We start from the raw sequence: 20,976 nt of genomic DNA, 5'->3' as shown, positions 1-20,976 counted from the left end.
GCCCCGCAGGACTGGTCGTTGGCAGTTCTGGATCGACCGTGGTGGTCGGCGGACCGCTGAACCGTCAGATCCGGCACGCAGCCGCATTCGTCGCCCTCTCTCGGTTCCTACGCACTCCCGCACGCGTCGATCGACTACTGGCCGACCTCACCTCACGGCTGTGTCCCGCCGTGCGGGTCGTGCTGTGAACGCAGCAGGGCTGCCAGCCCGGTCGCAACTCGGGTGGGCCCGTCAGGAGCAGCGCAGCAGGATCATGAAGCCGTAGTCCATGTGCAGCTGTTGGTGGCAGTGGAACAGGGACAGTCCCGGCTGGTCGGCGGTGAAGTCGACGTCGAGTGTCTGGTAGCCGCCGAGCATGACGATGTCTTTGCGCAGGCCGTGCGTGGGGGTGCCGGCGATCTGGGTGACCTCGAAGGTGTGGCGGTGCAGGTGGAGAGGGTGGATGTCGTCGCTGGCGTTGCGCAGCCGTAGCCGGTACCGCCTGCCTTGCTGGACTTCCAGTACCGGCTTGTTGGTCTCCGGTGAGAAGGGGACGCCGTTGAGGGGCCAGATGTTGAATCCCTTGTCTGCGGCGTTGCGTTTCTCCACGAGCAGGTCGATCGTGCGGTCGGGTCGCTGATTCGTGGAGCCGCCTTCGGCGAAGATGCGGTAGTCCCAGGTGAATGCGGGTGGCGCGATCCACTGCGGGGAGCCGCTGCGGCCGGCGTACTCTACCACGATGCCCATGCCGGCGTTGCGGTCGTCGTCCGACGTGTCTCCGAGCAGCCAGACACCCGGGTGGTTCATCTCCACGACGGCTGAGACGCGTTCCGCGGTGCCGATCCACAGCACCGGCACCTCGGCCCGGCGGGGCACCGGATTGCCGTCGAGCGCGACGACCTCGAAGGTGTGGCCGGGCAGGGCCAGGCTGCGGATCTCGGTGGCGCTGGCGTTGAGGACGTGGAACAGCACGCGTTGCCCGGTCCTGACCTTGACCGGCGGGCCGTGGCCGAGCTTGCGGCCGTTGACGCTGAAGACGCGGTAGCCGACTTCGTATCCGCGTGGCATGCCGCGGGCCAGTGAGTCGGCCACCGCCTTCTCGCCCCGGTGCTTCAGGTCCGGCACCGGGGTGCCGGCCAGGAAGGTCTGGACGACGTCCCCGCCGTGGCTGAGGAAGGGCTCGAACTCCTTCAGCGTCAGGAACACCTCCTGGTCGTAGGCTCCGGGGTTGGTCTTCGGCTCGATGTAGACCGGGCCGGCCTGGCCGGAGTACGTACTGCGGGTCAGGTCACCGTGTGCAGTCACATGGGTGTGGTAGAAGCGGAATCCTGCCGGTCCGGGGGTGAACGACAGGCGCCGCATCCCATGCGCGGGAATGTATGGAGTGCCCTCCTCGGCGGCCCCGTCCACCTCGGCAGGAACCCGCTGGCCGTGCCAGTGCAGCAGTTCGGGAGTGCCGGTGTCGTTGTGCACGTCGACCACGACCGGACGGCCCTCGGTCAACCGCAGCAGCGGACCGGGAAACTGGCCGTTGTACGTCGTGGTCGACACGACCGTACCCGGGGCGATTTCGATGAGCCCGGTTGCGATCCGCAGCGTGTGGTCCGCCTTGCGCGAGAGAGCGGCCGCGCTCGTCGCCACCTGCGCGTCGCAGCCTGCAACCCCACCGGCGCCCGCTCCGGCCAGCACGAACGCGCCACCCAGCCTGAGGGCGTCGCGACGAGAGATGGGCACGGCTCTGCTCCCTTTCCCGCTTCCCGACCGGACTGATTCAGGTCGGGCAGGTGTGTGGTCGTGCAGGTCGCCCGGTGCGGACGGTCAGAGGCGACCTGCCACGAAGTCGGCGACGCGCGTGCCGAGTTGCTGTCCCGCGTGGTTGTCGATCGAGGTGTGCTGGCCGGACCAGATCCGGCTGAGCCACGCCTCGGTGGCGGCGTCCTGGAAGCCTGCATAGGTTCGGGTGATGCCTTTCGACGTCACCGCGAGATGGTGCCGCGCGCCGTAGAACCCGGTGAGCGTCGTTGCCGCCGCCTGGCTGAGGGCGGCGTGAGCGCTGGGATACGACGGGTCCGGGGCGGTCGTCAGCAGAGGGGTCCAGTGGGGATCCCCGACGATGCGCGGGCTGTAGTGCGTACCGCCGAGACGAATGGCCGTCACGGGCCGCCAGACGCGGTAGGCGTACTTGGCGTCGTACAGCGCGATCGCGGTGTCGGCGAGGGACAGGTCGAGCCGGGCGAAGACCTTCACCGTGTTCTCCAGGCTCGCGTTCGTGGAGGTGGCAAGGTTCTGCGCGATCTGGTTCCAGACCTTCCAGACGGGTGCCGCCGCCCAGAACTTTGCGGCGGCGGTCTGCTCGGCGGTGCGGGCGGTGCTGGTCTTGCTCCCCAGGCTCTTGACCTCGTTCAAGGCCGTGGCGTACGCGGCGCTGCTCACGGCCGGCGGCGCTGCCGGGCGGAACTGGCGTCCGCTCGTCAGCACGAACGGCTGGACCGAGCCCCAGTTGGTGAACGCCGGTGCCGGGAAGTCGGGAGGGGTGGGCCGGTAGTCTCCGGCACTGTCGCCGGCGCGGAACGGCGGCGGCTTCGCCGAGGACCCGTCGTGGGCCCGCATGCTGATCAGCCGACGGGCGACCGCGGCACCCACGGTCATGCCCGCCTGCTTGTCCGGGCCGCCCGGAATCGCGGACAACTGGCCGCTCAGCAACTGGTCCACGCCTGGGCGCTCGGCCGGGTACAGGGCTACCAGCACATCGTGGGCCGCCTGGTCGGCCGCGGCATCGGCACGAGCGCCTTGCGGCGCCCGCGTCGAGAACAGGTAGGCGGGGCCGGAGCGGGTGATCGAAACCACCGCGTCGTACTCGGCGGCCTGGAGGAGAGCGAAGCTGCGCGTGGGCTGGACGGTGGCCGGCTGCGCCTTCGGATCGGCGAGGATGGTGATGAGCTCGCGGTTCCATTCCACGACCGATGCCCCTGACCCCGTGGCCGTGGTGGGCGGGGCCGGCGAGTGAGCGTCGCCGGCCCCGAAGGCGGGGCTGGTGAGTCCGGCTGCCAGCGCAGTCACGGCCAGTACGACGAGTGCCCTCTGCTTTCCACCCATGGCTCTGTGGCTCCTTGTCACCGACGGCGGGCTGTGGCGACCGCGGTCGTACACGTCACCCATGTGGGCCACGGCGGACCATCAGGCCACCGGACACCACCGCGGGAGCGGGGAGTCCGCAGCGTGTGCCACGAAGAAGTACTCCGGACCGCCGCTACAGAGTGGGACGGGGATGGCGAAGCCAATTCCCGTCCGGCTGGTGCTTGGCTCGGGCGGTCGTTGAAGAATCCCGGACGGGACTGACCGGGATGCCGGCTCGTGAGGCGGCACGCGTCACCCACACCAACGTCGAGCAGGGGCGACCGGGCGCGCATGGTCCAGCAACCCGATCACCTCTTCGCGTCATCAAGGTCGATTGCCAGATCCAGCCTGCCGGGACCCGATCCAGGCCGCAACTCCGGCATCGCGCTTCACAGGCATGGCCACCTGCCTCGGCCCCGACTCCACGACGCCACCGTCGACGGTTGAGGATGACGACGCGTGCCGCCTGATGTTCAACGAGGCGGCGTGTGAACTCCCGGCCGCGGATGTCCGGGGGACGATGATGCGTCGACGGCGTGGTCGTCGTCTCTTCCGTCGGCCGGAGGGCGTTCTTGGCGCAGGACGTCGAGGACGACGGAGCCGTCGACGGTCTCGTGGGCGACCAGTCGTCCGGCCAGGCGTTCCAAGGCGGGCCGGTGACCGCGGAGCAGCGTGATCGCGCGATGTTCGGCCTGGCGCAGCAGGCGGGCGACCTCTTCGTCGACGATGCGCTGGGTCTGCTCCGAGTACGCCGGGCGGCCGGGCTCGTCGGTGGTCTCACCGAGGAAGTGTGGGTGGGTGGAGGCGTAGCCGATGGGGCCGAGTTCGGGGGAGAGACCGAACTCGCGGACCATGCGGGTGGCGATCTGGGTGGCTCCGGCCAGGTCGTTGGCGGCTCCCGTCGATCCCTCGCCGAAGACCACGAGTTCGGCCGCGCGCCCGCCCAGGCGCACGGTCAGCAGGTCGGTCAGGTAACTCTCGCTGTACAAGTGGCGTTCGGCTTCGGGGAGTTGTTCGGTGACGCCGAGGGTGACGCCGGCCGGCAGGATGGTGACCTTCGCCACCGGGTCGGCATGCTCGCACAATGCCGCGACCAGCGCGTGCCCCGATTCGTGGACAGCCACCGAGCGGCGTTCCTCGGGCAGCAGCGCGTTGGAGGACTCCCGGCGTCCGAGCAGCACGCGGTCGCGGGCGGCATCCAGGTCGTGCGGTTCGATCCGGGTGCGGTCCTCCCGTACGGCGTTGATGGCGCCCTCGTTGACGAGGTTGGCGAGATCGGCGCCGGAGAACCCGGGCGTGGCACGCGCGACGGCATCCAGGTCTACATCCGGAGCCAGGAACTTGTCACGGGCGTGGACGGCGAGGATCGCAGCCCGCTCGGACTGGTTGGGCAGCGGCACGGTGACCTGCCGGTCGAAACGGCCGGGGCGCAGCAGGGCCGGGTCGAGGGCGTCGGGACGGTTGGTGGCGGCGAGGACGACGATGCCGCTGGACTGGTCGAAGCCGTCCATCTCGGACAGCAGCTGGTTGAGGGTCTGTTCGCGTTCGTCGTTGGCCCCCAGCCGGGCCCCGCCGGCGCGACGTGACCCGAGCGCGTCGATCTCGTCGATGAAGATGATCGAGGGGCCGCGTTTGCGGGCCTGGTCGAACAGGTCGCGTACCCGGGAGGCGCCGACTCCGACGAACATCTCCACGAACGCGGAGCCGGTGACCGACAGGAACGGCACGTCCGCCTCACCGGCGACCGCTCGCGCGAAGAGTGTCTTGCCGGTGCCGGGCGGTCCGACCATGATCACGCCACGGGGCCCCTTGGCACCTGCGGCGGTGTAGCGGGCGGGGTTGCGAAGGAAGTCGACGACCTCGCTGATCTCCTGCTTGACCCCGTCGTAGCCGGCGATGTCGTGGAAGCCGGTGGTGGGCCGCTCCGCCTCGATGATCTTCGCGCGAGAGCGTCCGATGGCGCTGAGCCCGCCGGTCACCGACCCTGCGGCCCGGCGTCCCATCCACACGAAGAAGCCGATCAGCAGCAGGAACGGCAGGAACGAGAACAGCACGGACGGCCACGCCGAGCCGCCGCCGCTGCTCTGGCTGGCTTTGATCTGCACGTGGTGCGAGGTCAGCTGCTGTTGGAGCTGGGCCCCGGTGCCCAGCGCGGTGGGGATCTGGGTGGTGAACTTCGTGCCGTCCTTCAGGGTGCCGCTGACCGTGCCTTTGTCGTTGATGTCGACCGTCTGTACCTGGCTGGCGCCGACCTTGCCGACGAAGTCGCTGTAGGTCAGTGATGTCGTGTGAGGCCCGGAGCGGGCGCGCGAGAGCAGCAGGACTGTGACGAGCGTCATCAGGATCCACCACACCATCCACCGTCCGCCAAACGGCTGAGGCTGCCGGGACGGAGGACTGGGCGGCTCGCGCGGTGGCCCGGGCCTGGCGGGCGGCGTCAGGTGCCGGTGCGGCATCCGCACTCGTGTGATCACCGATCCCACGCCCTTCGGCCGGCATGAACCCCCGTCTGCCAGCCTCAACCCGGTCGCTCCTGGGCGGCAGGGGCCGAATGGCCCTGATGGGGCCGCCCGGCCACAGCCCGCCCAGGCTCGCGGCCACCGTCCGCCGGCGAACAGGGGTCGACTGACAGGTGCGCACGCCGTCTCGCTGTGGGCCGACGGGAGGGTTCCTTCGACCGTGGGTCTGGGTGATCGGCCATGGACCCGGTTGTCCGTGCGGCGGGACGCCGGCATGCAGGTCGAGACATCCAGCGATGCGCCGAGGGCCTGGGCGGCCCGTGCGGCGACCGGGTCCCCTCCGCGGAGCAGCCCCAGCACGACGACGTCGGAATCCTTGATGTGCTTCAGTCGGGCTGCCAACTGTCGGCCGTATCTCGGTGATCAACGAAGTACATCAGCGGCCTCCTTGCCGCGGCGGGGCACGGCGTGGCAGGGCGAGCAACGCCATGCGCTCCGCACCTCCATCCTCATTTCGCTGAGCCCGTCATTCCGGACCACTTCCGAATTTGTCGGCGTGCGGCCCGTTCCTGCCTCCGTGGGGCTTCAACAGCCCGTGAGACAGGCGGATCCTGGAGTGGGAAAGACCGCGGCACGCCGACCCGAACGTGTCGGGATGCGGCGGTATCTTGGCACGCCCCGCTGTCGGCGGCGCGGACGCGCCCGGCACGCAGGGTCGGACTGTGTTCACCGCGCACGGACGCCTGCCTCTGCTGCACGCGCTGCAACGCGCCAGGGTCAAGGTCCTCTCCCTCGATGACCACCCCGAGTCGCCGTTCCGCCTGTGGGCCGGCTCGGGCTCCCGGCCAACGTGCCCTCACCGAACAGGAACTGCGTTCCTGCGGAATGCGGGAGGCCAGCAGGGAACGAGCCGACAGGGCCCTGGCCCGTGCTCTCGTCGGCGCGAGGGCTGAACTGGCCGTGGTTCAGGGATGTGGATCAACGCCGGTTCTCCGGCCCGGTGCTCAGAGGCCGTGCCCACAGCTCGTCGTGCTGCGGAACGGTGGTGCCGCCGCCGGCCCGTACCGCTTCCACCACGGCTTGGTGCAGGTCACGGCTGCCCTGTCGAGAGGGGCAGGGGACCGGGCTGCCGGTCAGCGTGAACCACAGGGAGGTGCCGCTGTACTGGACCTGGACAACGGCCTGCTTGCCGTCCCACGTCGTGTGCACGGTCAAGTCCCCGGTCACGGTTCCGGCCTCGTCGGTACGCACGCCCCCCTGCCCGGTGAACACGCCGGTGGTCGTCCATGATGTCTGGACCATGACGCCTTCAGCCTTCCTTTGTGAATGTGGTGGTGTCACCTGGTTCCCGAGATTCGCCACGGGACCCACCTCCCTGACGCTCTGAGCTTCATGGTGACCGGGCGACCCGTGGCAGGGGGTGTGCCATCCGTACCGCTGGCAGGGGCCGACCGGCCCCCCGGCGCGCCCGGTGGCTCTGTCGCGGCTTCGTCGCAGAGGTGTGCGGCCGGTCCCGACGGCGTGGGGTCGTTTCCCACAAGCCTGTCGCATGTCGCGGGCCCCTCTTCGACGAGATCGGGATGGACGTGCCCGTGCTCCTCATACGTCACCCGCAGACCGTCCTGCTCGACGAACTGGCCCACGCCATGTTCCGCAGTCTGACAAGGAGGCCGCCCGCCCGTCCGAGAGGCCGGACTTCGGTGGTGACCGAAACCTATACGTCGCCGCGCGTCGCGGTGGTACGGGCATATCGGTGAATCTCGTCGGCGATGCGGTCGGCGAGCGGTCCGACCCTGGCGGCGACCCGTGCGGACAGGCCCGTGCCCAGGCTGGAGTCGGCGCCCTCGACCGCGTAGACGACAAGCCGGTCCGGCAGCCGGTCCAGCAGGCGGGCGAGCTCGACGGCGTCACCGAGGCCGAGACGGTGCGAACTGGTGGCCCCGCTCTGCCGGAGCAGCCGGTCGCCGTCGAGTTCGAGGCGATGGACGCGGCCGGGACGGGCGGGCTCGGCGCGCGCGCAATCGATCACGACGGCCAGGCGGGCGTTCTCCCACAGCGAGATCAGCCGCGCGGGCTCGCCGTCGCACACCAGGAGCGCGGTCCCGGCCGGAAGGAGGTCCTGTCCGGTCCGCTCGGCCAGGACCCCCAAGACCGCCAGGCCGACACCGTCGTCGTGCCGGAATTCGTTGCCGATTCCGATGACGGCGATCCGAGGAGGGTCGGCAGGGGCGTCCATGCCGACACCCCTTCCCGCTCGACTTCGTCCGCAGTTGGGCCGGACGAGGTATCGACGAGGCCTCCCTGGGCCATGGCAGCCCTGTCGGTCAGACCCGAGGCGGGTCGCGCGCTCATAGTGGGGACGTGAGGCGTGAGACAGCGGATGGTGGCGGCACCACGGCGGTGATCGGCAAGGACGGCCTGGATGCGCTGATCGGTGTGCTCGCCGGGCGTGGCCGCACCGTGATCGGCCCGACCGCGCGCGACGGGGCCATCGTGCTGGCCGAGATCTCCCGGGGCGACGACCTGCCCTACGGCTGGGGTGTCGAGCTGGAGGCCGGCCATTACCGGTTGCGGCCGCGTGCGGACGGTGCCGCGTTCGCGCACAGCGCGGGCCCGCAGGGATGGAAGCGGTTCTTGCACCCGCCGCGGGAGCGGCAATGGACCGCCGACCGCACGCCCGACGGCCAGTGGGTGGTGGCAGAGGACGCCGCCACGCCGCCGTCGTATGCGTTCGTCGGCGTGCGCCCGTGTGATCTGCGGGCCATCGCCGTGCAGGACCGTGTGCTCACAGGCGGCCCCTACACCGACCGTGCCTACCGAGGGCGACGGGAGAGAGCCTTCGTGGTGGCGGCGGAGTGCACCGAGCCGGGTGCGACCTGCTTCTGCGTTTCCATGGGCGCGGGGCCGGCTGTCGGTGAGGGGTACGATCTGGCGCTAACCGAGGTGGTGGACGAGCACGGGCACCGTTTCCTCGTGCGGGCTGGGAGCGAGGCGGGGGAGTCGGTCCTGGCCGACGTTCCGCACCGTCCTGCGGATGCCACAACCTGGACCACGGCACGAGAGAGCGTCGAGGCTGCGGCGGGCCGCATGGGCCGGACCATGCCCGAGGTCGACCTGCGGGTGCTGATGCGCGAGACCTTGTCGGCCGAGCGTTGGGACGAGGTGGCGGGGCGTTGTCTGACGTGCGGGAACTGCACGATGGTGTGCCCGACGTGCTTTTGCACCACCGCCGAGGACATCACCGACCTGACGGGCGATCACGCGGAGCGGTGGCGACGCTGGGAGTCCTGTTTCGACCTGGAGTTCACGCACCTGCCCGGCGGCCCGGTGCGGGCCAGTTCCCGGAGTCGCTACCGGCAGTGGGCCACCCACAAGCTCGGTACCTGGTACGACCAGTTCGGCAGCTCGGGATGTGTCGGCTGTGGCCGGTGCATCGTGTGGTGCCCGGTCGGCATCGACATCACCGAGGAAGCGCACGCGCTCAACGGTGAGCGCGAAGCCGCGTCGCAACGGGAGGAGCGATGACGACGGTCGGGCATGGCTTTCTCGGTGAGTTGTCACCGCCTCACCGTGAGCGCCTGCTGTCCATGGCGTGTGGGACGTCCTTCCCTGCCGGTGCGCGAATCTTCGACGAGGACGGGGTGGCGGAGCGGTTCTGGATCCTGCGCTCTGGCACGGTCGCCCTCGATGCCCAGGTTCCCGGCCGCGATCCGGCCGTGGTGGAGACCCTGGGAGAGGGCGAACTGCTCGGCTGGTCGTGGCTGTTCGAGCCGTACCGCTGGCACCTGGGTGCGACCGCCCGGGGTGAGGTCGAAGCGTACGAGTTCGAGGCACGGCAGGTGCGCGCCGCGATCGAGGAGGATTCTGTGTTCGGCCTGGCGATCACCCGATGCGTGGCATCCGTGGCGATCGGCCGGCGCCTGCGAGCCTGCCGCATCCGGTTGCTCGATGTCTACGCGCGGCCGGGCCCCGCAGCGGAGGCGGAGGGGGGCGGGAGGGGATGACCGTCGCGACGGTGGCTCCTTGTGCGGCAGGGCCTCCCGTGCCGTACCGCGTGATGCGACGCACGGCCGACACGCCGGACACGGCGACGATCGCGCTGGAGCCGACGGGCCCGGCGCTGCCGCCGTTCGTGCCCGGGCAGTTCGCCATGGTGTACGCGTTCGGCGTCGGCGACATCCCGGTGTCGGTGTGCGGCATCGACGGGCATCGCCTCACCCACACCATCCGGGCGGTCGGTGCGGTCTCCGCCGCCCTGTACGAGGTGCGGCCCGGAGCCGTGGTGGGGGTGCGCGGTCCGTTCGGCACCGGCTGGGACCTGTACTCTGCCGCCGGGCGCGACGTGCTGATCGTCGCCGGCGGCATCGGCCTGGCACCACTGCGCCCCCTCGTCCTGGCCGCGCTGGACGAGCCCGCGCGGTTCAAGAACCTCAGTCTCCTCGTCGGTGCGAGGACACCGGGCGACCTGCTCTACGCGCGTGAGGTGAGCGCCTGGCGGGAGGCCGGTGCCCGGGTCCTGGCAACGGTGGACCGGCCCGACCGGGCGTGGAACGGCGATGTCGGCGTCGTCACCGCGCTGCTGGAGCGTGCGGCCTTCGATCCCGACGCGGCGGCCGCGTTCGTCTGCGGCCCGGAGGCGATGATCCGGCACACGGCCCGCGACCTGCTCGACCGCGGCCTCGCGCCGGAACGGATCCGCGTCTCCTTGGAACGCACCATGCACTGCGGGACCGGGCACTGCGGCCACTGCCAGCTCGGGCCCCTCCTGCTCTGCCGCGATGGCCCTGTCGTTCCCTGGAGCCTTGCCCAGTCCCTGCTCGCGGTGAGGGAGCTGTGACATGACGTCCCCTGTCGGCCGGCGCAACGGACGGCCGAGGCTCGCCGTATGGAAGTTCGCTTCGTGCGACGGCTGCCAGCTCACCCTGCTGGACTGTGAGGACGAGCTGCTCGGCATCGCCGAGCAGGTGGAGATCGCGTACTTCCTGGAGGGGTCCAGCACGTCCGAACCCGGCCCGTACGATCTGTCGTTGGTAGAGGGATCGGTCACCACCCAGCAGGACGTGGCGCGGATCCGGCACGTCCGCGCCGCCTCCCGACGTCTGGTGACCATCGGGGCCTGCGCGACGGCCGGAGGTGTGCAGGCGCTGCGCAACTATGCCGACGTCGCCGAGTTCCAGGCCGCGGTCTACGCCAGGCCCGACTACGTCGACACGCTCGCCACCTCCACCCCGATCAGCGCGCACGTCCCGGTCGACTTCGAACTGCGCGGCTGCCCGATCGACCGCGGCCAGTTGATCGAGGTCATCACCGCCTACCTCGCCGGACGCACTCCCGACGTGCCCCGGCACAGTGTGTGCTTCGAGTGCAAGACGCGCGGCACCGTGTGCGTGACGGTGGCGCGTGGCACACCCTGCCTCGGCCCGGTCACCCATGCCGGATGCGGCGCGCTGTGCCCGGCGTACGGGCGCGGCTGCTACGGCTGTTTCGGCCCTTCCGACTCCACCAACTTCCCCGCCTTCGTCCCGCTGCTGCGCAGGGACGGGATGGACACCCTGGACGTGGTGCGGGTGCTGCGCACCTTCAACACCGCAGCCCCCGAATTCGACGAGGCCTCACGAAGGGAGGAGGAAGGGTGACCCACCGCGCATCCAGGGTGCTCCGCGTCGGCTCCCTCACCCGCGTCGAAGGCGAGGGAGCACTGCGACTGAGCGTGCACGGCAACGAGGTCGACCGGGCGAGCCTCACGATCTACGAGCCTCCGCGCTTCTTCGAGGCGTTCTTGCGCGGCCGCTCCCACACCGAGCCGCCCGACATCACCTCACGGGTGTGCGGAATCTGCCCGGTCGCCTACCAGATGAGCGCCTGCCGGGCCATCGAGGACGCCTGCGGCACCGTCGTGGACGGACAGCTCGCGGTGCTGCGCAGGCTTCTGTACTGCGGGGAGTGGATCGAAAGCCAGACCCTGCACGTCTACCTGCTGCATGCCCCCGACTTCCTCGGCGTCGGCAGCTTCATCGAACTCGCCCGCACCCGGCGAGCGGACGTCGAACGCGGTCTCCGCCTCAAACAGGCGGGAAACGCCGTCATGGAACTTCTCGGCGGCCGCGCCATCCACCCGGTCAACATCCGTGTCGGCGGCTTCCACCGCGTCCCGGCGGCATCCGAACTGCGGCCGCTGGCCGAACAACTGCGCCGGGCTCGGGACGACGCCGCCGAGACGGTGCGCTGGGTCGCCGGGTTCGACTTCCCCGACGCCGGATGCGACAACGACCTGTTCGCCCTGGCCGAACCCGGTACCTACGCCATCGAATCCGGCACCCCCACCGTGATGCCGGCCCCGAGCACCGCGGGGCTGCCCGCCGACTCCGACCGCGGCCTGGCCACCCGCACCTTCCCTGTCGAGGAGTTCAGCGACCATGTCGTGGAGACCCAGGTGCCGCACTCCACCGCGCTGCACTCACAGCTGGACGGGCGCCGCCATCTGACCGGCTCACTGGCCCGCTACGCGATCAGCGGACAGTGGCTGTCCCCGATCGCACGACAGGCCGCCCAGGACGCCGGGCTCGGCGACCCCCGCGACGGTGTGGTGTGCCGCAACCCCTTCCGCAGCATCATCGTCCGGGCCGTCGAAGTGCTCTACGCCGTTGACGAGGCGCTGCGCCTCATCGAGGCCTACACCCCGCCGCCCCGGCCGTACGTGGATGTCCCGCCCAGGGCCGCCACCGGCCACGGCGCGACGGAAGCGCCGCGCGGTCTGCTCTACCACCGCTACACCCTCGATGCCGACGGCACCGTCACGGATGCCCGCCTCGTCCCGCCGACGGCACAGAACCAGGGTGCGATCGAAGAGGACCTGCGCCGCCTGGTCACCGACCGCCTGGCCGTCGACGAGCCCACCGATACCGAGCTGACCACCCTGTGCGAGAAGGCCATCCGCAACCACGACCCGTGTATCTCCTGCTCCGCCCACTTCCTCGATCTGGCCGTCGAGCGGAGGTGAACGGTCAGCGGAGGCGACCAACGCGACAGATCCTCGCGGTCGAGACGTGGACGGACGGGGGGCGCGGGCGCGTCGGTCACTGATCGGTGGCCGCAGGATGAGAGGGGAGAGGTACCGTGCCGCCGACGGGGTCGTGGCGGATTCGGTCGGCGGGCAGGTTCATGGCGGTCAGCCGTCGCACCGTGGCGGTGACCATGGAGGGCGGGCCGCTCACGTAGGCGAGGTGGCCGGACCAGTCGCCGTGCCGGGCCACCGCGTCGGCCACCGAGCCGTCCTCGGCGGCCGTTCCGGGGCCCTCGCCGATCACCGGGACCACACGCAGCCACGGCAGACACTTCTCCAACTCGGCCAGGGCTGCCGTGTCGTACAGGTCCTGAAGCGTGCGCGCGCCGAGGAACAGGTGCGTGCGGCGGCCGTGCGGGCGGCGTACGGCCAGCTCGTCCAGCAGTGCTTTGGCGGTGGCCCATCCGGTGCCGCCCGCCACGATCAGCACGTCCCGCGTGAGGCGGTCGTCCAGTGTCATGGACCCCTGCGCGGGTCCCAGGCGCAGCGGGTCGCCGACGCGGGTGTGCGCCACCAGCGCCTCGCTCACCCCGCCCGGTCCGGTACGGCGGATGTGGAACTCCAGTTCCCCGTCCGGGCGGGGAGCGCAGGCGAGGGAGTACGGCCGCCAGGTGTGCGGCAGCAGCGGGGACTAGAGGTGCGCGTACTGCCCGGCCCGGTGGGGAAACGGCTCGGCGGTGCGAACGCGGAGGACTGCGAGATCCGGACGGCGCAGCTGGTGGTCCGTCACCGTCCCGTTCCAGTACGGCGGCTCGGCCAGGGCTTCGTCCGCTGCGCCCACCATGGTCTCGACGGCGAACCGCAGCATGCGCAGCCACGCCCGCTCCAGTTCCTCGGTCCACCGTTCGCCCGCGCTGCGGTGCAGCGCTTCGGCGAGCGCCGCCTCGAACACCTCGTAGTGCACGGGCCGCACTCCCAGCTTGCGGTGATCACGGCCCAGCCGGGCACAGAAGGCGGCCACCTCGTCGGGCCGGTCCAGGTGTTCGATCAGGTACCAGAAGGCCCGTTCCAGATGGGCTTGCTGGAACTCCATCGAGTCGGGGAACAGCCCGCGCAGATACGGGTGCCGCTCGAACATCGCCTCGTAGAGGTGCGCGATGAGGTCGCTGAAGGGGGTCACCAGCGGCAGGTACCGGGTGATCGTCCGCCGGTCGGCACTCCCGTCGTAGGCACGCCCGGCCTCCCGCGGTCCGGCGGAAGCCACGGACGGCTGCCGCGCCGGGGACCGCAGTTGCTGACGCAGCCGCATCGCGTCCTGCCGTGCGAGGAGCGCGTGATACTCGTCGTACGCGTCGCCTCCCATGGTGTTCACGAGCTGGAATTCCCCTTGCCGTATCCCACGCGTCGCGGTCCTGCCCCCGGAGGTCGTCAACGGGTCTCCTTGAGTGCTGTCTCCACGCAGCTGACGCACGTGCCGCCGCTCGCACAACCGACGGTCGCGGCCCTGCGTCCGACACCGGCCCGGCGTAGGCCGCCCCAGGCCCGGGTGCCCGTTCCGTTCCCGGCCGTGCCCCCGCCTCGGCGCGCGTAGTACCAGGCCATGTTGGAGGCGAGCCCGGCCGGCAGGACCCAGAGGATCCCTACCCACCCGCCTCGGATGAAGGACACCACCGCGGCGACCACTGCCAGGCAGCAGACACCGCCGGCGTGCGCGGCGAGGCGACGCGGGTACCGCGGACGAGGCAGGGCGGACGTTCCCTGTCGAATCATGAGTACGGCTCCTGTCGGACAGACCGAAACGCGCCTTACCCAGCGGTCGCGCGCACGCCGGGCGATGGCGCGCGGCGGGCACGGGAGGCCGGGCGGACCGGCCGACGCGACAGCGGCTGGGTGGAGGACGCAGCCGGAAGGCACGCCAGTGTCGCACCGCCGCCCCGTCGCCGTCCGGCCCCAGCAGGCAGGGCCGTTCGGCCCTGCCGAGCCCGCTCCACCTGGTGGTTGTCTGGTGCCGCAGCCGGGTGCGCCCTCCCACTGCGGGCTCCCGGTCCCCCAGACCGGAAGCGGGGTCGGGGCACCCGGTATGCGCCAACCACGCGCCCCGTACACGCCAGTAGGACCGAACGGCCCCAGCGGAACCACCGCACGGTCACCTAACTTACGGAACCATAGGTTCCGTCCCCGCGGCGAGAGGCCGGTTTCTTCGCGGCCACCATCCCTCCGTCCCGTTCCGGGTCTTCAGGGCGTGGATGCCGCGCGAGTACGTGCCCTGGAGCCGTGCGCAGGACTTCGACGGCCTGCTGGGTGCGCGGCCGTGGTCGGAGGAGGAGTCCCCGCTGACCGGGGTGGGCCGGGTGTCGCTCGTGGTCCGTCTGCTGACGGAGGACAACCTGCCCAGCTATCACCACGAGATCGCCACCCTGTTCGGCCGGGACGGGGCGTGGGGCACCTGGGTGCACCAGTGGACGGCCGAGGAAGCCCGCCACTCGATGGTGCTGCCCGACTACCTGCTCGCCTCCCGCGCGGTGGACCCGATGGCGCTGGAGCGGGCGCGCATGACCCACAGATGCGGCGGCTGCGTCTCCGACAGCCGGCACTCCCCGCTGCGCACGGTGGCCTACGTCGCCTTCCAGGAACTGGCCACCCGGATCTCCCACCGCAACACCGGCCGCTCCTCCGGCGACCCGGTCTGCGACCGGATGCTGCCGCAGGCCGCCAACGATGCCCGGACGGCATCGCCCACCTGAAGAACCGGAAGGCTCTCGCCCGCCACCACGGCCGCCGCGAGCACATGAGCGACATCGTCCAAGCCGCCGCCGGACTGCTCTCACACCAGCAGACCGCCACCCTCTCCCGCGCCAGTCAAGCGTGAGCACACCCCCGGCTCCGCATGCCTCGACGTGCCGCGGCCGACCATGCACGAGGTCGCTAGCGATCCGTACCCGTGTTGCCATCGTCATTCGAAGAGTCCCGCCGCTTCCTCTCGCCCGGAGCGGATGCGTCTCCCTCCCCGTCCAGCAGCTCCAGGAGTGCAGCATCTGCCCTCTTCTGGTCTTCCTTCGTCAGTTCGATGGGCGCGTTGTTGTAGACGGTGTACCGATCGGGATCGATGATGTTGGCAGCCCTCAAGGTGAACGTCAGCAGGGGTCGCCACCCCTTGCGGTGGCCGACCCTCATTTGTATCTGTGCCTTGTAGTCACGGGCCTCCGGGGCGAATCCGGAAAACGGTGCCTCGAACTCGAGGAAGAGCTGTTGCGCTTCTCTGCCGCCCACCACGAATCCGGCCGGCAGCTTCGCTTCCTCGTCCGGCCCCGGCTGGAGACGGGACGGAGAGGACACCCACAGGAGCGGCAGATGTGAGGCGGGCTCATCAGGGAAGGTCAGTATCAGGTCTTGGACGACTATGGGCTTGGGGCCGGTGTTGTGCAGGACGAGCGGGAGTCGCAGTCGAGCCATGGAACCGTGGACAATTGCCGCGAAGGAATGAGGCTCCCACGCCCTCAGGCGTCCCTGCCTGGCGTTGAGCCACCAGAACGACGCGACGGTGAAGACCAGTGCGCAGGTCGAGACGACACTGGCGCCTGTAAGCGACGAGGACGCAATCTGATCCGCCGCGACCATCAGCGGAACCACAGATTCAGTCTGCCAGCCCCGCCGTGGGCTCGCTAACAGGACGAGTGGCGGCCGAAACGGGCCACAGGTCGGCAAGGAGCACGAGGTACCAGGCGACCAGGGCCGCGCACGCCACCGCGGGGGCGAGCTTGGGCAGCCCGTCGCCCTTGCGTACATGCGTGATCACGGCACCGGCGAGCAGCATCAGCAGCCCGAAACCGGCCAGGCCGCCGTACAGCGGTACGACCCGGCCGAGGGCCACGCCGATGGCGCCCGCCGGCTCCAGGCCGCCGATGACCCGGTAGGCCACGGTCGTGAAGCCGGCGTGGGCAGCCAGCCCGGGAATCGGACCCAGGCCAGGATCTTGGCCGCTTCCAGCAGGGCGAAGATCAACGCGATGAGACAGGTCAGTGATGCGGAGAGGATCACGAGACGCCCTCGGGGGTGTGCGGGTGGCGGACCTGACGGCGTTCGGCTCCCAGGGCGGCGAAGTAGGCGATCAGGTCGGGGTTGTCGACCGCGGAGGGGTTGAGGACCTGCTCGGCGGGGGCGCCCTGGAGGAGGCGTTTGACCGGGACCTCGAGTTTCTTGCCGGTCTTGGTGTGCGGGATGGCCGGTACGGCGAGGATCTCGTCGGGGACATGGCGGGGTGAGGCGCCGGTGCGGATCGCGTCGCGGATCTTCTCGCACAGGGACTCGTCCAGACCGACCCTGTCGGCGAGGACCACGAAGAGCGGCATCCAGTAGCCGCCGTCGGGTTCTTCCGCACCGATGACGAGGGCCTCGGTGATCTCGGGGAGGCGTTCGACGATGTCGTGGATGTCGGCGCTGCCCAGCCGTACGCCGTTGCGGTTGAGGGTGGCGTCGGAGCGGCCGTGGACGATCACCGAGCCGTGGGAGGTGAGGGTGATCCAGCAGCAGCCGTTCCAGCTCTGGCTGGTCGAATATGCTGGTCTGCGGGAAGCCGTGGTGGCCGTGCAGGGACCGTGGGAACTCGGCGATCACGCGGCGCCGGGCGTCCAGCAGCCGCAACCCGGGCGCCAGCCTGGCGAGGGTGGCGAACTCCTCGCGGACGCCGAGGCTCTGCAGGATCCGGCGAACCTCGTCGCCCACGACGACGGCGCGCGGCAGGGGGTAAATGTCCCGGTGGCGTTCGAGGAGCAGGCTGGGCACTCCGTGCCGGGCGAGCAGGAGCGCGGCCGTGACTCCGACGGGCCCCGCGCCGATGATCACTACCGGGTCTCCGGGATGCGGCGCTCACGTCGCGTCCGCCACAGCGGTCCGCTGCTCGCCCAGGTCGATCCGCCCGTCGGGGGTGGCGATCGAGGCGGTCACGAGGTCACCGTCGCGCAGATACCGCGGGTTCTTGGCCTGGCCGTTGAAGAACGCCTTCCACTTCAGCGCGGGCGGCAGCAGCGCGGCGATCTTCTCGACCGGCTTGGGCGGGGCCTTCAGGGCGGTGCCGCCGGGCGTACCGGTCAGCAGCAGGTCGCCCGGGTCGAGGGTCTGGAAGCGGGCGAGCAGGGTGAGCGCCTGCGCAGGCCGCACGATCATGTCGGCCAGGGTGCGGTCCTGACGCGTTACACCGTTCACCGACAGCCGCAGTCGCAGGTCGATCAGACGGTCGAAGTCCTCCGGCTCCAGCAAGGCCAGGTACGGACCCGTCGGCGTGAAGGTCGGGTAGGACTTGCTCTCGTAGAACTGGGTCTTGGTCAGCTGGACGTCGCGGGCGCTGACGTCGTTGGTGAGGACGAGCCCGGCGACGTACGAAGCAAGGTCCTGCTCCTCCACAACTGTGCCCACCGGGAGCGTCGCGCCCATGACGAGGCCGAGTTCGACCTCGTAGTCGAGGAAGTTCACATGTGCTGGGTGGACGATCGTGTCGTGCGAGCCGCTGACCGAGCCGGACGCCTTGCGGAAGAAGGTGGGCGGTATGTCGCCCGTAAAGCCCGAGTCCTTGGCGTGGCTGCGGTAGTTGACCATCTGAGCGACCACCCGGCAGGGGGTGGTGACCGGAGGCAGCGCCACCAGGTCGGCGACAGGCGTGCCGCTCTCGCCGGAGGCGGCGGCCTCCCGGACGGCGGCCCGGTCGGCGAGCAGTTCGGCGGTGGTGACCGCCTTGGTCTCGATGCGGATGGCGCGCTCGTTCCGGACGGCCCACCAGCCGTCGGGGGTGCGCAGCACGTTGGTGCTCATGAGCTCATCGCTTTCATCAGGCCCAGCAGGCGTGCGGGGTCGAGTTCGTTGTCGTCACGCAGGGCCCTCATGACCTCGCGCAGCTTGGCAGGGGAGGGGCTGGCGCCCAGGAAGTCACGCGTGACCGGCGGCCCCCACTGGGCCAGGCCGCTCGCCGACATCGGCGCCCATCCGGGTTGGAGGTCGCAGGAGAACAGGTCGCCGTCGGCGAAGTGCTCCAGCATGAAGCGGTCGGGGTCGCGCCAGTAGTCGAAGAGCTGGCTGCCCTGGATGTGCCGGCCGATGCCCCAGCTGCGCTGGTAGCCGCGTTCGGCCAGGTATTCCCCGCCGGCGGCGATCGCGTCGAGGTCGGTGACCTGGTAGGCGGAGTGGACGTAGCCGGTGCCCGGCCCGAGGTGCAGGGCGAGGGTGTGGTGGTCCACGGGCAGGCTGCCCTGGTCGCAGCGGATGAACGCCATGGTCGGCCCGCGCCGGCGCTGCCCGTCCAGGAACAGGAAGTCGGACACGATCAGGCCAAGGGTGTCCAGGTACCAGTCCAGCGTGCGGGTGAACGTCCGCGTCTCCAGCACCACATGGCCGAGGCGCTGGATACGGGAGGGTTCGCGGGGCGGGCGCTGGGTGGTGTTCGTACGACGGCCTTCGATGCCGGTGTTGAGGATCAGCGGCTGCTGCCCGGGCAGCGCCGGCAGCGGTTCGGCGCAGTGCACCACCCGCACCGGGAGTCCCGAGGGATCGAACAGGGCGACCGACCGGCCGCCGCCGGGGACGTCGATGTCCCGGACGGTGTGGCCGACGGCGGCGGCGAGCCGGTCGACATCGGCCCGCTCGGCCGCGCGGAACGCGGGCCCGAGGAAGCGGGAGGCGCGGCCGCGCCGGATGACCATGCAGGGCGAGCCCGTGAACGTGCCGCGCAGCCACAGCTCGTGATCGGTGCGGGCGGCGATCGCGAAGCCGAAGTCGCGGGCGAACACCTCGGCCCGGTCCAGGTCCGGCTTCTCGAACTCCAGCCAGGCCAGGTCCGGCACTTTGATCACGGGGTTCCGGGCTCGTCCGGGGTGTTCACCGCGTAGGGCGCCCTGCTCACTGTGGAGGTCTTGGTGGGGCGTCAGAGGACCGCCCTTGTTAACGGGGATGTGGGACATGGTGTCCTCCAAGCAACACTGCCGTAATGAGGAAATCATCAACTCTGCTGTTTCTCGTCGTCAATAGGTGCAGCCCAGATAATTGAGGATCTCATCAGTAATGGCAGTGTCATCGTTGCGGTGGTTACACTGGGCCGCATGCCGACGTCAGCCCCGCCCAAGAACCGCTTCGAGCGACGCCGTGCCGAGACACGTCAGGCGCTCGTCCGCGCGGCCCGGCAGATCCTCGCGGAAACCGGGGACACGAGCGCGAGCATCCAGGCCATCGCTGAGCGCGCCGATGTGGGCTTCGGGTCCTTCTACAACCACTTCGAGTCGAAGACGGAGCTGTTCGACGCGGCGGTGACGGACGCCCTGGAGGAGTTCGGGCAGGTCATCGACGAGCGCGTGGAAAGCATCGACGACCCGGCCGAGCTGGTCGCGGCCGGCTTCCGGCTCACCGCCCGGATGGCCGACTCCCACCCGGAACTCATGCGCATCCTGCGCGACCGCGGCCTGTCCCACATCCACTCCGACCGCGGCCTCGCCCCACGTGCCCTGCGCGACCTGGAGATCGGCATCGCCTCAGGCCGTTTCACCTGCGGCAACGCGACCACCGCCCTGTCCGCCCTGGGCGGCATCCTGCTGTCCCTGGTGGCTCTCCGGCTGGACCGCCCGGACCTCGACGGCGACGAGGCCGCCTCCGACCTGGCCGAGATGGTCCTGCGCATGCTCGGCCTCGCTGCGGACGACGCCCACGAGGTCACCCGTCGCCCGCTGCCCGAACTCGCCCGATGACCTCCTGCACCTGAAGCGCGGCCCTTAGTGGTGCTACGCCGGCAGCGACGAGGAACGCGGTTGCCGCGGCCTCGCCCGTGGGGTCGGTCCACGGGCGTGCGGTGTTCTCCTCGGCGAGGGCCAGCATCAGTGCCTCCAGCGCTTGGGCGAGGACAGGTGCGGGAAGGTGGTCCGCGAAGACGCCTTCGCGCTGACCACGTCGTAGGGTTGCGACGGCTTCTGCGCGGGCCGGTGCCAGAGTGGTACGGATCTCGTCCTCTCCCAGATGGCGCCGTCCCAAGGCGATGAGCATGCGGTAGTGGTCGCCCACCGTCCATGCCGCCACCACCATCCGTGTCATCGCCTCGACCGGGTCGGCATCCGCGGTACGGGCTCTGGCGAACGCCTGCCGGAGTTCATGGCCTGCTTCCTGTGCCAGGTCGGCGATCAGCGCATGCCGGCTGGGGAAGTGTCCGTAGAGGGTGCGCCGGGCGACGCCGGCCGCCTGAGAGATGCTGTCGAGACTCGCGTCCGGGTCCTCCCGGAGTTTCTGCCGGGCGGTCGCGAGGATGCGTCGGCGGTTGGAGTGAGCATCCTTGCGCTGCACAGTACGGCCCGGGGTGTCGGTCGTCTGCATGGTTCTTTCTCTCCACGGTTGCCGGAAAGCCGTGGGCGCCGGTGCTCCCTCACGCCCCGGCGCCCACTCACCCCTGCC

General features: G+C 70.4%; 18 protein-coding genes and 3 pseudogenes. 7 read left to right on the top strand and 14 right to left on the bottom strand.

The window, feature by feature from the left end:
* Positions 1-231: 231 nt before the first annotated feature.
* From AC4OXY_RS01050 to AC4OXY_RS01030, 5 genes are all read right to left on the bottom strand, one after another.
* Positions 232-1,713 (bottom strand): multicopper oxidase family protein, encoded by a 1,482-nt coding sequence (locus tag AC4OXY_RS01050; RefSeq protein WP_491992875.1) that lies wholly within the window; start codon positions 1,711-1,713, stop codon positions 232-234.
* Between the two features lie 84 nt (positions 1,714-1,797).
* A complete protein-coding gene (locus AC4OXY_RS01045) occupies positions 1,798-3,075 on the bottom strand; it encodes a vanadium-dependent haloperoxidase (protein ID WP_491992874.1) in 1,278 nt (425 codons plus the stop codon).
* Between the two features lie 494 nt (positions 3,076-3,569).
* Positions 3,570-5,552 carry an ATP-dependent zinc metalloprotease FtsH gene (ftsH, locus tag AC4OXY_RS01040; RefSeq protein ID WP_356028865.1) on the bottom strand — a complete coding sequence of 661 codons (1,983 nt, stop codon included), beginning with the start codon at positions 5,550-5,552 and terminating at the stop codon, positions 3,570-3,572.
* Between the two features lie 981 nt (positions 5,553-6,533).
* The gene (locus tag AC4OXY_RS01035; RefSeq protein ID WP_356028783.1) at positions 6,534-6,857 is read right to left on the bottom strand and encodes a hypothetical protein; all 324 of its coding nucleotides are present in this window, start codon (positions 6,855-6,857) and stop codon (positions 6,534-6,536) included.
* Positions 6,858-7,269: 412 nt separating this feature from the next.
* Entirely contained in the window at positions 7,270-7,791 is a 522-nt protein-coding gene (locus AC4OXY_RS01030) for a hydrogenase maturation protease (RefSeq protein ID WP_376293901.1), read from the bottom strand.
* 167 nt (positions 7,792-7,958) lie between these two features.
* Here AC4OXY_RS01030 and AC4OXY_RS01025 point away from each other — a divergent pair, with 167 nt between their 5' ends.
* Genes AC4OXY_RS01025 through AC4OXY_RS01005 form a run of 5 tightly spaced genes read left to right on the top strand, consistent with a single transcriptional unit; the run spans position 7,959 to position 12,555 of the window.
* Positions 7,959-9,080: a 4Fe-4S dicluster domain-containing protein gene (locus AC4OXY_RS01025; protein ID WP_402067710.1), complete on the top strand. Its 1,122-nt coding sequence runs from the start codon at positions 7,959-7,961 to the stop codon at positions 9,078-9,080.
* The gene (locus tag AC4OXY_RS01020; protein ID WP_356028778.1) at positions 9,077-9,559 is read left to right on the top strand and encodes a cyclic nucleotide-binding domain-containing protein; all 483 of its coding nucleotides are present in this window, start codon (positions 9,077-9,079) and stop codon (positions 9,557-9,559) included. Before AC4OXY_RS01025 ends, AC4OXY_RS01020 begins: the two co-directional genes overlap by 4 nt.
* 53 nt (positions 9,560-9,612) lie before the next feature.
* A complete protein-coding gene (locus AC4OXY_RS01015) occupies positions 9,613-10,392 on the top strand; it encodes an FAD/NAD(P)-binding protein (protein ID WP_376293905.1) in 780 nt (259 codons plus the stop codon).
* A gap of 1 nt (position 10,393) precedes the next feature.
* Complete coding sequence (locus tag AC4OXY_RS01010) at positions 10,394-11,191, top strand: NADH-quinone oxidoreductase subunit B family protein (protein WP_376293907.1); 798 nt, start codon at positions 10,394-10,396, stop codon at positions 11,189-11,191.
* On the top strand, positions 11,188-12,555 hold the full coding sequence (locus AC4OXY_RS01005; RefSeq protein ID WP_491992873.1) for a Ni/Fe hydrogenase subunit alpha: 1,368 nt from the start codon (positions 11,188-11,190) through the stop codon (positions 12,553-12,555). Before AC4OXY_RS01010 ends, AC4OXY_RS01005 begins: the two co-directional genes overlap by 4 nt.
* 76 nt (positions 12,556-12,631) lie before the next feature.
* Here the strand turns inward: AC4OXY_RS01005 and AC4OXY_RS01000 are convergent, their stop codons facing one another.
* Positions 12,632-13,147, bottom strand: a complete 516-nt coding sequence (locus tag AC4OXY_RS01000) for a ferredoxin reductase domain-containing protein (RefSeq protein WP_491992872.1) — start codon at positions 13,145-13,147, stop codon at positions 12,632-12,634.
* Positions 13,148-13,249: 102 nt separating this feature from the next.
* A complete protein-coding gene (locus AC4OXY_RS00995) occupies positions 13,250-13,921 on the bottom strand; it encodes a globin domain-containing protein (protein WP_491994755.1) in 672 nt (223 codons plus the stop codon).
* Positions 13,922-14,804: 883 nt separating this feature from the next.
* Between AC4OXY_RS00995 and AC4OXY_RS00990 the strand changes: the two are divergent.
* Positions 14,805-15,278 (top strand): annotated as a pseudogene (locus AC4OXY_RS00990) (acyl-ACP desaturase); the annotation flags it as partial.
* A gap of 205 nt (positions 15,279-15,483) precedes the next feature.
* Here the strand turns inward: AC4OXY_RS00990 and AC4OXY_RS00985 are convergent.
* The 6 genes and pseudogenes from AC4OXY_RS00985 to AC4OXY_RS00960 form a co-directional block, all read right to left on the bottom strand.
* Positions 15,484-16,188: a hypothetical protein gene (locus AC4OXY_RS00985; protein ID WP_402067673.1), complete on the bottom strand. Its 705-nt coding sequence runs from the start codon at positions 16,186-16,188 to the stop codon at positions 15,484-15,486.
* Positions 16,189-16,192: 4 nt separating this feature from the next.
* A complete protein-coding gene (locus AC4OXY_RS00980; protein ID WP_491992871.1) occupies positions 16,193-16,477 on the bottom strand; it encodes a DoxX family protein in 285 nt (94 codons plus the stop codon).
* Positions 16,478-16,592: 115 nt separating this feature from the next.
* Positions 16,593-17,123: pseudogene (locus AC4OXY_RS00975) on the bottom strand (AMP-binding enzyme); the annotation flags it as partial.
* A pseudogene (locus AC4OXY_RS00970) lies at positions 17,077-17,400 on the bottom strand (FAD-dependent monooxygenase); the annotation flags it as partial. The pseudogenes AC4OXY_RS00975 and AC4OXY_RS00970, both read right to left, overlap by 47 nt.
* Before the next feature lie 24 nt (positions 17,401-17,424).
* Complete coding sequence (locus AC4OXY_RS00965; RefSeq protein WP_491992870.1) at positions 17,425-18,363, bottom strand: fumarylacetoacetate hydrolase family protein; 939 nt, start codon at positions 18,361-18,363, stop codon at positions 17,425-17,427.
* Positions 18,360-19,505 carry a VOC family protein gene (locus AC4OXY_RS00960; RefSeq protein WP_491992869.1) on the bottom strand — a complete coding sequence of 382 codons (1,146 nt, stop codon included), beginning with the start codon at positions 19,503-19,505 and terminating at the stop codon, positions 18,360-18,362. The genes AC4OXY_RS00965 and AC4OXY_RS00960 overlap by 4 nt, the downstream gene beginning before the upstream one ends.
* 138 nt (positions 19,506-19,643) lie before the next feature.
* Between AC4OXY_RS00960 and AC4OXY_RS00955 the strand changes: the two genes are divergently transcribed.
* Positions 19,644-20,282 (top strand): TetR/AcrR family transcriptional regulator, encoded by a 639-nt coding sequence (locus AC4OXY_RS00955; RefSeq protein WP_491992868.1) that lies wholly within the window; start codon positions 19,644-19,646, stop codon positions 20,280-20,282.
* Here the strand turns inward: AC4OXY_RS00955 and AC4OXY_RS00950 are convergent.
* Positions 20,248-20,898 (bottom strand): TetR/AcrR family transcriptional regulator, encoded by a 651-nt coding sequence (locus AC4OXY_RS00950; protein WP_491992867.1) that lies wholly within the window; start codon positions 20,896-20,898, stop codon positions 20,248-20,250. The genes AC4OXY_RS00955 and AC4OXY_RS00950 overlap by 35 nt on opposite strands.
* Between the last annotated feature and the right edge of the window lie 78 nt (positions 20,899-20,976).

The organism is Streptomyces sp. HUAS MG56 (genome assembly GCF_058673395.1).
Note: the sequence above shows the minus strand (reverse complement) of the source record. Positions and strands in the feature narration are given on the sequence as shown.